The sequence below is a fragment of the Methylomonas montana genome (assembly GCF_030490285.1).
Classification (GTDB): Bacteria; Pseudomonadota; Gammaproteobacteria; order Methylococcales; family Methylomonadaceae; genus Methylomonas; species Methylomonas montana.
This window is the reverse complement of the sequence record NZ_CP129884.1, coordinates 419,630-431,840: the sequence shown is the minus strand read 5'-3', so window position 1 is coordinate 431,840 and position 12,211 is coordinate 419,630. Positions and strand designations below refer to the sequence as shown.

The following is a 12,211-nucleotide window of genomic DNA, read 5'->3' as shown; positions in this document are numbered from 1 at the left end:
GACTGGCGATTGACCAGGAAGAGTTTCAACCACGCCTATACCGGCGACCCCAGATCCGGCGCGGCAGCCTTTATCAAAACCTTCGTGTCTTTTGAGCAAATTCTGGATATAACCGTTGTCGCGGAAGGCGTCGAAACCCAATCCCAACTGACGCTGTTACAGTCTTACGACTGCCATGTATTTCAAGGCTATTATCTTTCACCGCCGCTGCCAACCGACGAGTTCCAGCATCGCTTTATCGGGCGTTAGCTTGTCGAATAAGCGTCAAAAAACAGCGTCAATCAGGTGTGCGACAAATTGTCGCAGTTTTTTCTGGACATTCTGATTTTTATCCCATAGAATTCGCCCACCTTGAGCAAGCTTGACCTGATTCGCATCAGTCGTCATCTTTCAATGAAAAGGGGGGGAGGAAAGCGGCCAGTTAATCTGGTAAAACAACAATAACAAACGCACAAGATATTAACTGCCGTCTTGTATGGCAGGCGTCCAACATCATAAAAACAACACAGGACGGAGCCCACTTAGGTGGGCTTTTTTATGCCTGAAGTTTCCCAGATCGCATTAGCCACGCGCCAACCATCCAGTCCCGATCGATGCAAACCGCCAAATTCCAATAGCGCGCGCGAGCAATCTCCTCATCGTACAACAAATAATGCGATATACAAGCCCTCTTTTATTTCCTATTGCGAAACAAATCATGCATAAATTAGCTGATTGTCAATCATTTCGCAAAGGACTACAGTTAAATCGACTTCACGATTTATCGATCCAACTGGACAAGGAGCTAACGATGAACACCCACACTCTGTATCGAGACCTGACCACCGGCGTATTTTTCACTGCCGGTATTTTGGAACTCTTTTCCGGCCAGTTCATCCTCGCCACCATGTTTCTTGGCCTAGCGTCCCTGGCTTCCAACTTGCAATCCGTCAAGCCTGTTCGACACTGATTTTTGTAGTGCCTCCGTAAGCTACACACTCGATAGCCTCTACCCCGCTCAGGGTGGAGGCTTTTTTTGTGGGCGATCATCAGCTTGTGATTGGCTGTCGCAATCGCTTCGACTCGGCCAATTTCTACCGACGAAGCTTCTTTATATCCTGATTATCTGTGACTGGTTAAGGCTGCCCTCCATTAATTAAGCAATCAGGTAAAACAGATTTTAAATTGATGGCCGACAGAATTCATGAGCTTTGCGACTTCCTCGCGTAATTGTTCCTTCGACCAAGTCATGAATCGTCACCAGTGGTATTTGGCGTGTTTCCAAACAATTTCGATCAGGTTGAGTTCAAGGCTGCACATGAAGCAAAATTAAGCGTCAACCATTCGGTCCAATTTGTCTGCGTCGGAGTGATGGAGCATCGTCGCGTTATCAAGCACCTCGAGGTTAACGACTTGTGTCCCAACGGGTGATGCCAGGCTAACTCCTGGAGTGTCATGCATTACGGTTCACTTAATCCAGACGGTGGCAACATGGCTGGCTAAGATCAGTTATGAATAACGAGAGCTTGGCCTAGACTTTTAAAATGGTTACATGTTTTTACTTAAAACATACTCGAACCAGATTTCCGAAGATATGAAACGGAATCCAGAGCTGTTTTTTCGATTTTCTCTATCAGCTCCACGATTTGCTGATCCAATATAAACCGCAATTCCCACTCAACAGCCAAATCGTCGGCCAAGCTGTCAATACGATGATGTTCGATATAGCTCTGATGCAGAAGCGCCTTATGACCGGCAAGCTCGACTTGGCTGACTTGCCGTTCACCTTGCATCACTAGCGCGATGCGCTCCAAGGCAGCGGCGAGTGCGGCATCGAACGCCCTGCTGTGTTTTTGCAATTCAACGGGGAAATCGGCGAATCTCTGACCGCTCAGCAAGCGGTAGCGTTTCCTGACTTGTAATAAACCTGACAAATGGCTGGCGTCTTTGAAAATGGCCCTGAGCGCTGCCCTCTCGTGTACTTTGTCGGCGACGCGAGCATCAGGTTCCAATACCGCGTGGGCTAACAAGTCTTGAGCGACTGCCAACTCTTTTTCCGCCGACAGGCGCAATGGCAAGGTGTAATTCAGCAGGTGGCTGACATCAGGTAAGCGGATGGTGAAGTTGGCGAGTGTACGCAATGCCGATACGCCATGGTGACGAGCCAGCACAATCGAGCGCCTGGGCCACAGCGCGTAATCGATGATTCCCATCACGATGAGTCCAAGCAAAATACCGATGACCCGGTCGCGCGGCAGATACAGGTCGGTGACCGCGCCGAAATCGTGCAACACAAATAACGCAAACGAAAAACCGAGTTGCCGGCCCAGGTAGGCGATGCGTTCGCTGCCGGCGGTAATCCAGGCCGCCAATGCCCAAAATGGCGTCGTTGCCAGCATAAAGCCGACGATGGTATCGAGTTGGGATTGGAAGACCAGCACATAAAAGTAAGCGCAGACACCACCGACGGCGGCGCCCGATACCCGCAATAGCGAGAGCCGATAGTCGGCGCCGAGACTGGTTTGTGCCGCGACCAGACAGGTGGGAATCGCGGTATTGATGTCGGGCCAGCCCAGGCTTTCCACGATCAGCATGCACAGTATCGCCCCCAGAGAGAATTTGATGCCAAATTGCAGGCTATCCGCATGTGTTGCCCAAAACTCGTAACCAAACCATGTTGGGAGCCAGCTTTTTACCGGTTTGTCGTCGAATCCTGCGTTGATGTCTTTACTGTCCGCAGCAGCTATCGGTTGATGCAAATCCTGCATCAGCCCGGCAATACGTTGCAGAGCTCGCCACAAGGCGGCTAACAGCGACGGATTGGTTTCCCGTGCGTAGTTTTGTAACACGTCGTCGGTTAACAATCTCGTGATTTCCCCGGACACATCGTGTGATTCCGCCACACCTTGCCGCAATTTGGCGCAGGCACTTTGCAAAGCCCGATAGACATTCAGTTTTTCTGGCGTCATCGGCTGGGCCCGATATTCCGCAGCCAAGACCTGATTAAGCCAGTCCGCCAACTGACGCAAACCGTCTATTTCCAGCAGCAGCGCCCGATAAGTCTCGTGGCGTTCGTGCAAAGCCGGATGGATCAATTCGGCATTGGCCAGTAAACCCAGCAGCTTGCCGAGACTGCCGGCAGCGGCGTGCATGGGCGCATCCGGCCTGGGGCTATGCGCGCCGGCATCGGCCAGACGAGCGCTGAAAATGTATTCCACCGCAGCCAGTTGCGTGGCGATATCCGCCTTTAACAGTTTTAGCGGATCTTGTGGTTTGATGGCCAGATGTACCACCGTCCATGTCCCCAGCCCCAGTACACCAATGATCGGGATGTTCCATAAGGCGTGGTAAATATTTTCATCGGGCGTGCTGGGGCTGTACAACACCGCCACCGAATACCACAGGGCAATACCGGTAGGCCAGGCGATCAAACGGGCATGAAACAGCGCCAAAGCCAATATGATGAAAGACAAGCTCAACAACAGCCAGGGATCGTTGCCGGCCAACATCAGCGTCAATACCGACACCAAGGTCGTGACGATCAGATAGCCGAGCTGGCGCATCCCGAACGCCAACGATTGGCCAGCATTGGCATAAGCATCGTAGCTCAAGCAAATCAGTATCGAAATCGCCCCCAATGGCGGGACGTGCAGGGTTTGACTGACTAGCGCAATGGTCAGCGAGACGACGAACAGGCGAGTGGCGGCGACGCGTCGCGCCGGCGAATCTTTGAGCTCGGCCTTGAGAAATTGCCTTAGGCTGGTTCCGAACCAAAGCCGGCTGCGTTTTGCGGGCGAACTGGATAAGTGCCGGCTGTCGCCCGTGCTCATGGTGGCGGTAAGGCGTTATCGAGCCGTTCGGTGCTGCCAGGCGAATTTTCAGGTAAATCAGCGCTACGCTCCAATACCGTGACGAAGGCGGTCATGCCCATGCGTAGCGGATGCTCGGCGTCGCGTTCCGCGATCTCGATCCGTACCGGAAAACGCGATGCCAGGATCACCCAGTTCAGCGTGCGCTGCACTTCCGGCAACACACCTTGTTGTTTGGTATTGTCGGGCGAATTAGCCCAGCCGATACCGGTTACCACGCCGCGATAGCGTTTACCGGGATACCCCACTAGAAACACTTCAGCTGCCTGGCCGGGTTTGATCGACTTCAAATAGGTTTCCTTGAAGTCGGCGATCACATACCAGTGACGGTCATCGACCAAGGCAAACATCTGCGCGCCGGCCTTGGCGTATTCACCTTCGCGGGTGTTCAGGTTGGTGACGTAGGCGTTAAACGGCGCCCGCACATAACAGTATTCCAGATCGAGTTCGGCTGCGCTTACCATCGCTCTGGCCGCCTCGATGCGGGCATTGACGTCGCCGACTTGGGCAATTAACGATATGGCCCGGCGGCTATCGCTTTTGGCTTCCTCAATCGCACTCCGAGCCGACAGTTCTTTAGCTTTCGCATCCGCCAACTCGGCACGTGAGGCCGCGTAACGCGAGCGCGCCTGCTTGAGCTGATCGGTGGTGACATATTGCTTATCAGCCAAGGGTTCCAGGCGTTCCAGATAGTTATGCAGATACTCGTCTTCCGCTTCGATTCTTTTCACTTCGGCATCAGCGGCGGCGCGTTGGTGTTCCAGACGTTCGATGGCAATTTCGGCGGAACCGCTGGAGGCACGCCGGGAATCGACGTCTTTTTCCGCCAGCAGCAATTCGGCCTTGGCCTTGTCCAATCTGGCCTGGTAAGGGCGCGGGTCGATCACGTACAGCAAATCGCCCTGTTTGACGTACTGATTGTCTTCGACATGCAATTCCACGATGCGGCCGCTGACTTCCGGCGCGATACCGACGATGTTGGCTCGCACCATCGCATCGTTGGTGCGCGGATTTTGATAGTTGATATGCCAAACCGCAGCGCCGGTTATCACCGCACCCAGCACGATGCCTATGCCAATGATGCGACCAAGCAACATCCGGTTTTTGAGATTTAAATTTTGGCTATCGATTTGATTGTTTTCCATCAGGCACCGCCGTTTTCATGCTGCATAAAACACCAGCCAGATGACGAAGGTGCATAAAGCCCACAGGCTGGGCGCAATCAACAGCGGCGGTCCCAGATAGGGCGCCAATTGGTAGCGTACTAATTGCCACATCAACACCATGCTGGCGGTCAGTCCGGCGAGAATGCAAATGATCCAGGCCGGCCAGAATGAGCCCTCAAGGCTTAACATCGGGTCGCAAGCCGTCAAGAAAATAGCGGCAAACGCCCAAAAAAATGTTCGCTGCAATCGCACGATGGCTTTCATGCCTGCTGCCTTAAACGTATGCCTATTGGCGGCGCACTTCTCTTAAAATTCATCGACGGACTCCCCGGCATCGCCGCCTCGCGCAGCGATGACCGCTTGATGCAAGCGTACCAAATCGTCCTCCAGTTTGGCGATTTCCTCGGACGAGTATTGATCGAATAGCCGATTGATATGAGTTAAGTGTTCAGGGAAGGTCCGTTCATATATAGAGCGCCCTGCCTCGGTTAATCGCACGATCTGACTACGGCCGTCTTTTTTCGAGGCCAGCCTTTCGACCAAGCCTTTGTCTTCTAAACGGCTGACTACCCCGGTTAGCGTGCCTTTGGTAATCAAAGTCTCTTCGCCAAGTTTCTTGGGTTGCATGCCGGCGGTGTTGCCCAGCGTGATGATGACATCGTATTGCGGCAAGGTTAAATCAAGCGGGTGAACATGCTTGGCCGCGTAAGCCAAAAACGCCTGGTGCGTGCGCAGTAACTGGCGCAATACGGTTGGAAATGTTGATACAGAAGACATAAGGCTCATAATTGTTCTAATTAAGACTGAATAATAGCGGTTCCTGGCGTTATTCTCGATAAAAACCCGACGTTAAGCAGATTTGCTCCCGCCGTCCTGCCGCGCCGAAAACCGACTTCAATGCTCCTGTGCTATTGGAGCTTATCGCCCAATGTTTCTCTATCCATATCGGTCTGTCCCTGCTCGCCTGAAACATAAACCAGGGTTGCCGCGGATCGCAATAAAGTCGCTCGACTATCGATTTCGGTATAACGGGCACGCGCCAGATCTTTTTGCGCCGACAACAGTTCTATCACTGTCGAAAAGCCATGCGTGTACGATTCTTGGGTGGCGGCATAGGATTCTTCGGCGGCTTTCAAAAGAGCCAAGGCAAACTCGCGTTTTTCCAGAGCGGTTTTGGTGTCGGCATAGGCTTTCCAAATGTCGCGCATGATTTCCAGGCGCAAGGCCTCAAGTTGGGCTTGGGATGCCGATCTTTTGGCCTCCGCTTCACGCACGGCATTGCTGCGTTCAAAGCCGTCGAACAAGGTCCACTCCACATTCAACATGGCCGTATCGACTAGATCGCTGGCCGAATAACTCTCACCGCCCGATGGATTGGTATGCACATTGCCCCAGTATTGATTACCCACCATGCCACGCAGCGAAACTTTGGGCCAGAACTCGGCCCTGGCCTTCTTCACGTCCGCTTCACGAGCACGTAATTCCGCAAGGCGTGCCATCAAGTCGGGACGTTGCGCCAAAGCCTGATCGACGATGTTTTCCACCGATTGCGCCAGTCCGACGGGCAGCGGTAGCTTGCTAAGGTCGACCAGTTGCAAGCTGTAAGCCGGCGAAATACCCAGGCTCGCCGTCAGATCGGCCCTCGTCTGAGTGACTGAGCCGCGCGCATCTTGCAGGTCATAACTGGATTTTGCCTGCTCTTGAATCGCCAGCAACCAGTCGGGCTTGGTTGCCAGGCCTTGTTTCAGCTTGGCTTGAACCGAGTCAGCGTTGGTCTTCGCCGACTCAAAGGTTTGCTGCGCCGCCGTCACCTTGGCCAAGGCAGCCTGATAGACAAAAAAACTGCTGGCCACCCGATAAGCAATTTCCTGATGTTTGCGGTCGAAGGCAAAATTAGCCGCGCTTAACCGCTCTGTACCGGCATCGACCAACGCTTCCCGGCGTCCGAAATCGAATAAAGTCCATGCCAAATCCAGACTGGCGAAAGCGGCGTAACCGTTGCTTACCAACGCACTGCCGGGGATGGGAAAGCTGGTTGTAAAATGTTGGCCGAAAGCCATTGCGGTAAGCTTCGGATACCAGGTGCTGCGATTTCTTTCCAACCGAGCGGCGGCAGCTTTTGCTTCCTCCCAACTAATCCGGGTTTCCGGATGAGTGTGCAAGGCCAAATCGACCAAGGCCGGCAGATCGTAGGTGTGCTTGGTATCGACCGCGTTCTCTTCTGCTGGCGAACTGGATGTAAGGAGCGCTTGCGAGCTATTTTTAGCATGATCATCAGGCCAAGCAACAACCCGCTGAGCGGGCATTGCCGGGTAAGCTTCTTCAAGCTGAGCCTTGTTCGGCGCTGCACAGGCGGTCAAGAGTATCAATACGGCAAGCGACCCGCTGTGACAGCGTCTCGCCAAGCATAGCCATGCCGCTAAATTTAAAAAAAATTTGTTCAAACTTCTATTGGGTTGTGGAATCGCATTATTCTAGCCTCCTGATCATCGCCCTGCCTGGATCGATCGAATTCTTTAGCCCCGAACTTTACCATTTATTCGGGGCATGTAAGAAAGAGTTCGGCAATGCGGTCGCCGTTTTTGATCAATCATTTTCGGACTGGTTTTGAGGCTAGGACAACGCCGGTATTTTGCCAAGCGGAGGTGTATTTTCAGCTGCTGGCTTATGTAACTTGCCATTATCACTGTTCCTTTTTGCGGGCTCGACAGCCTTTGGTGGCGCTATCATCCGGCCTTGCATCAACTCATCGATCTGATATTTATCCAGGGTTTCCCAGTCCAGCAAGGCTTGCGCCATGTTGTGCAGAATATCCAGATGCGTTCTAAGAATGGCTTCGGCGCGGCGATAGTTATCCGCCAAAGTTTGTCTTATTTCATGATCGACCAGACGCGCCATTTGTTCCGACATCGGTTTGCTTGACCCCAAGAATCCGCCGTCGTTGTCGCCACAATCGATGGGTCCCAGACGATCGGATAAACCCCATTTGGTCACCATATTGCGGGCCAACTGAGTAGCGCGCTGAATATCGTTGGACGCGCCGGTGGTGACTTTATTCTTACCGTAAATCAAGGCCTCGGCAATCCGGCCACCGAACAGGCTGGAAATTTGGCCCTCCAGCTTGTCCTTACTGGCGCTGTATTGGTCGCGTTCCGGCAGAAACATGGTAATGCCCAACGCCCCGCCGCGCGGCATGATACTGACTTTGTAAACCGGGTCATGCTCGGGCATCAAGCGGCCGACGATGGCGTGGCCGGCTTCGTGGTAAGCGGTCATTAACAGATCGTCACGACTCATGATCATGGTACGTTTCTCGGCACCCATGATGGTTTTATCGCGGGCGTTGTCCAGGTCATGCATCGTCACTTCCCGCTGGTTGTTGCGGGCGGCGAACAAAGCGCCTTCGTTAATCAGATTGGCCAGTTCGGCGCCGGAGAAACCGGGCGTACCGCGCGCCAGATCGTTGATGTTGACGTCGTCGGCCAATGGCACTCTGGCGGCGTGAACCTTAAGAATTTGCTCGCGACCCTTGATATCCGGCAAGCCGACTTGGACTTGGCGATCGAAGCGGCCCGGCCTTAGCAAGGCTTTGTCCAGCACATCGACACGGTTGGTCGCGGCGATGACGATGATACCTTCGTTGCCGCTAAAGCCGTCCATTTCCACCAACAGTTGGTTGAGGGTTTGTTCACGTTCTTCGCCGCCACCGATATTGCCGGCGCTGCGTTGGCGGCCGACCGCGTCGATTTCGTCGATGAAGATAATGCAGGGCGCACGTTTTTTAGCTTGTACGAACATGTCCCGCACCCTGGAGGCGCCGACGCCGACGAACATTTCCACGAAGTCGGAACCCGAGATCGAGAAGAACGGCACGCCAGCTTCACCGGCAATCGCCCGAGCTAACAAGGTTTTACCGGTACCGGGAGGCCCCACCATCAACACCCCGCGCGGAATTTTACCGCCCAAAGCTTCGTATTTGCCCGGATCTTTCAGGAAATCGACCATTTCCGCCACGTCCTGTTTGGCTTCTTCGGCACCGGCCACATCCTTGAAACGCACCTTGACCTGATCTTCTGTCATCAATTTGGCACGACTTTTACCAAAGCCATTTTGAGCGCCGGCCCCGAGTTGCTGCTTGCGCATGAAATACACCAATACCCCAATCAACAGTAGAGTTGGAGCCCATGAGTAAAATAGCTGCAGCAAGGTTGACTGCGTTTCCGGTCTCTCGACCTTGATCTTTACGTCATACTCCAATAAGTCGTCAATTATCCGGGCATCACCAGGATTGTAAGTGGCAAACCGCGTGCCGTTATGGCGGCGGCCATCGATAGATCTGCCGTCGATCACCACTTCGGCAACGGATTTGCTGCGCACGTCCTTGATGAAGTCCGAATAGGAAATGTCATTTTGCGCGTTGTAGGCTGGCAGCGTGGGATTGAATACCGCGAACATCACGATAGCGATACCAGCCATTATGAACAGTGCGACTAAGAGCTTTTTCATGATTGCGATCTCCGTTTAGGATGCAAGGTTCAAGCGATACGATGTCGTAAAACTTGGGTTTGTGCCTGGATGTTTTCCGAATCGACCCAAGCGACAGCTGACAGCGCTGGTCCGACACCAAAAATTTAGCAATTTTTGCGCCATCAATCGTGACATAAAAAGACCCTCATCACCGCTTCGCCACTTGGCGAACGAGTCAACTTTCACGTTTTTCTTTTCGGAGGTAAGAAAACGCTTGGACCTCAAGCCCAAGGCCAGCACACGCGCATCAAATGTACTGACGTTATCGATGATGCGGGTCGTAAAAACAGGGCATCTGCTAGCGGCTTGAATGATGCAGTGTTCAAGCATTGTTTTTGATATGAACATCAGACGCCCCTATTCTGTGCGCCAATGCAGCCGGCTGACACAAAGCTCAGCCGGCGATATGTTTACGATTTAATGACTGGAAACATAAATGTTGTGCATTTCTTCATAGCGGCTTAACGCTTCTTTCAATGATTCGCCGGCCAACTGCAAATCGCCGCCGCGCGCCGCTTTCCAGGCCGTATTCAGGCGTTTGCCGGCATGCTGGCGTTTGACTTCTAGGTCGTTATTCTCAATGTCTTTTTGCTGCTGTTTGGCATCGCTGACCAGTTCGGCCACCGTTTCCTTGTCCGCACCGCTTTCCACTGCCGAGATGGAAGCTTTGACTTTTGAAATGGTGCTTTCCAGCGCCGCCCTTACCTCTTCGTGACTAAAAGTGGCTGCGGAAGCAGAAAAAGACAGAGCACTGATAAAAGCAGTTACTGTCGCGAACGATAAGATTTTTTTGAATGATGTCATGATGCAAACCTCGTTAAAAATAAAGAGCCAAGTCCCGGCACGTCTGGATCAACACGAACTCATATGCATGTAGTTCAAGCCAATCTGTCAGTGTGAATAAAGTCTATCATCAATTTGTTTACATTAGAACTATATTTGTTCTCATTAAAACTATTGTGCGAAATACATCACACTCTATTTCATCGTCGCTCTTTATAGGATGGCGTTTGCATGCGCTGGCAAACCCTATGCATAGCGCCTATAAAACAATGATTTAAAGTTCGGCTGCCGAGATTCGGCCCATGGGTAGCGTGACCTTCCTATTGCCTAAAGTCATAGTTCTATCTCGACGCGGGAGATAACAAGGATGAAAAAATTGTCTTATTTGAAACAAATTGAATTTACGACCCGCCTACTTCATCCACATTTCCGACAGTAGCGCGCGAATTGTGGGGTACTCAGCGAGTTCTTTGACTTAAAAGATTCATGCCCGTAGCAGTTAGGCGAGAAGATTTGATTACAAAAGACACTTTAACCAGCGTCGAACGCTGCTTCAAAAAAAGCAACGATCACAGCCGCAGCCAAAGCATTCGTTTGAGCGGAGCCAGCCAAACCCTATATGAAAACGAATTTCCCAAGCATCTGAACTATATTCAGCGGATTTTTGAGTTCTATGGGCGTCAGACTGATTTGGAAGCCGTGCTTATTGCAATTTCGCAGAGCGGCCATCAGGCCACGGAGCAAACGTATCGGTATATTGGTGGACGGATATGCTCGCCGTACTAATTTGGTTTACTTACCGGTTAAAACCTAAATCGTGTTGGAAAAGTCCATTTTGCGAAAAATCATTTTTTCATCAAAACCATTGGCCCTTAAAAGCGATCTGGCTACCGGAAAAAATGAGCCTAAATGGACCAAAAAACATAATCACATAAATATCGGACACTCGTGATGCAGAGTGGCAAACGAGGGGGCAGATAGTGATAGCCATTTCAATCAATGCTCCGGTGCCAATCCGCAAGCCACGCTGGCAAGTCACGGGATTCGCCTAAATCACAGAGACGACGATCGATAACGTCATGGTTGCCCCACACCACCTCTGCTAGCGCGCCAGCGGCCACCCGCGATTCGATGTCCCTACAATATAGCCCGTGGTCACGCTGAACATAGAAACCGTAGGTTCGGCAAGCGACCGGACGGTGGGCATAGACCAGGCAGGCGCCTTTCGTTCTGTCCAACATCGGGCAGACGATGGGACGGGAAACTTGGCCGGCCAGCGCGGCAATCTTCTGGCCGATTTCCCGGAGCCGTTCCGCCGGCAAGGCCGCCAGCCCCTGTTGCAGCAAATCCCATTCCTCCGCAGTAAGCCTGGGTATCTCGGCAAGCCTGTGACAACAGCCATCGCAGCCTTGGCGGCATAACCAATCGGAATTGCCGTCGCGGATGGCTGTCACGCGCGTTTCGATATCGGTATGGAGTTGAGCAAGGGTATTCACTTTTTTACTGCCTTGTTAACCGCGTGTTGAAAAGCCTCTTTGCAAGCGACGGAGTCAGGCCTCGAATCCGGTCTCGAAGGAGGAGAAAGCCGATTCGTCCCCATAGATCAACGACAAACAGGCAGCATCCGGCTTATCGATTCGATTCGCTGAATACGCGTCCAATAGGGGGATGATATGTCGTACCGATCTAGGCGTGGTATAAACGAGGTAGCGAGAGCCATCATCAGCCCAGCATCCAAACATCGCCATGCCCTCGGGCCCGTTTCTAGCCACATAAGCGGCCCGGAATGCGCCAAACAGCACGGCCATTTCACCGGATTCGTATTCCTGGCGCGAGAGTGTGATGCGGTGCCAACTCATGGTGTTTGCCATCTCATACCTGCTGTCA

13 protein-coding genes are annotated in these 12,211 nt (G+C 52.5%); 3 read left to right on the top strand and 10 right to left on the bottom strand.

What is annotated here, in order from left to right:
• The first annotated feature begins 9 nt into the window (after positions 1 to 9).
• Both QZJ86_RS02035 and QZJ86_RS02030 read left to right on the top strand, forming a co-directional pair.
• Positions 10 to 249, top strand: a complete 240-nt coding sequence (locus QZJ86_RS02035; protein ID WP_301936011.1) for an EAL domain-containing protein — start codon at positions 10 to 12, stop codon at positions 247 to 249.
• Positions 250 to 790: 541 nt separating this feature from the next.
• Positions 791 to 949, top strand: coding sequence for a hypothetical protein (locus QZJ86_RS02030; RefSeq protein WP_301936010.1), 159 nt, complete (start codon positions 791 to 793; stop codon positions 947 to 949).
• A 592-nt stretch (positions 950 to 1,541) separates the two neighbouring features.
• On the opposite strand, the gene QZJ86_RS02025 is transcribed toward QZJ86_RS02030, so the two are convergent.
• From QZJ86_RS02025 to QZJ86_RS01990, 8 genes are all read right to left on the bottom strand, one after another.
• Complete coding sequence (locus QZJ86_RS02025) at positions 1,542 to 3,809, bottom strand: FUSC family protein (protein ID WP_301936009.1); 2,268 nt, start codon at positions 3,807 to 3,809, stop codon at positions 1,542 to 1,544.
• Positions 3,806 to 4,993 carry an efflux RND transporter periplasmic adaptor subunit gene (locus tag QZJ86_RS02020; RefSeq protein WP_301936007.1) on the bottom strand — a complete coding sequence of 396 codons (1,188 nt, stop codon included), beginning with the start codon at positions 4,991 to 4,993 and terminating at the stop codon, positions 3,806 to 3,808. The genes QZJ86_RS02025 and QZJ86_RS02020 overlap by 4 nt, the downstream gene beginning before the upstream one ends.
• Before the next feature lie 15 nt (positions 4,994 to 5,008).
• Positions 5,009 to 5,278 (bottom strand): YtcA family lipoprotein, encoded by a 270-nt coding sequence (locus QZJ86_RS02015; RefSeq protein ID WP_301936005.1) that lies wholly within the window; start codon positions 5,276 to 5,278, stop codon positions 5,009 to 5,011.
• Between the two features lie 42 nt (positions 5,279 to 5,320).
• Positions 5,321 to 5,791: a MarR family winged helix-turn-helix transcriptional regulator gene (locus QZJ86_RS02010; RefSeq protein ID WP_301936004.1), complete on the bottom strand. Its 471-nt coding sequence runs from the start codon at positions 5,789 to 5,791 to the stop codon at positions 5,321 to 5,323.
• 131 nt (positions 5,792 to 5,922) lie between these two features.
• Positions 5,923 to 7,374 carry a TolC family protein gene (locus tag QZJ86_RS02005; protein WP_301936002.1) on the bottom strand — a complete coding sequence of 484 codons (1,452 nt, stop codon included), beginning with the start codon at positions 7,372 to 7,374 and terminating at the stop codon, positions 5,923 to 5,925.
• Positions 7,375 to 7,627: 253 nt separating this feature from the next.
• Positions 7,628 to 9,520, bottom strand: coding sequence for an ATP-dependent zinc metalloprotease FtsH (gene ftsH, locus QZJ86_RS02000; RefSeq protein WP_301936001.1), 1,893 nt, complete (start codon positions 9,518 to 9,520; stop codon positions 7,628 to 7,630).
• Between the two features lie 15 nt (positions 9,521 to 9,535).
• Positions 9,536 to 9,889: a hypothetical protein gene (locus QZJ86_RS21485; protein ID WP_320415837.1), complete on the bottom strand. Its 354-nt coding sequence runs from the start codon at positions 9,887 to 9,889 to the stop codon at positions 9,536 to 9,538.
• A 69-nt stretch (positions 9,890 to 9,958) separates the two neighbouring features.
• A complete protein-coding gene (locus QZJ86_RS01990) occupies positions 9,959 to 10,345 on the bottom strand; it encodes a hypothetical protein (protein WP_301935999.1) in 387 nt (128 codons plus the stop codon).
• Between the two features lie 492 nt (positions 10,346 to 10,837).
• Between QZJ86_RS01990 and QZJ86_RS01985 the strand changes: the two genes are divergently transcribed.
• Entirely contained in the window at positions 10,838 to 11,110 is a 273-nt protein-coding gene (locus QZJ86_RS01985; protein ID WP_301935997.1) for a hypothetical protein, read from the top strand.
• A gap of 206 nt (positions 11,111 to 11,316) precedes the next feature.
• Here the strand turns inward: QZJ86_RS01985 and QZJ86_RS01980 are convergent, their stop codons facing one another.
• Both QZJ86_RS01980 and QZJ86_RS01975 read right to left on the bottom strand, forming a co-directional pair.
• Positions 11,317 to 11,820 (bottom strand): YkgJ family cysteine cluster protein, encoded by a 504-nt coding sequence (locus tag QZJ86_RS01980; protein ID WP_301935996.1) that lies wholly within the window; start codon positions 11,818 to 11,820, stop codon positions 11,317 to 11,319.
• A 54-nt stretch (positions 11,821 to 11,874) separates the two neighbouring features.
• Positions 11,875 to 12,195, bottom strand: a complete 321-nt coding sequence (locus QZJ86_RS01975; RefSeq protein ID WP_301935995.1) for a hypothetical protein — start codon at positions 12,193 to 12,195, stop codon at positions 11,875 to 11,877.
• Positions 12,196 to 12,211: the final 16 nt, after the last annotated feature.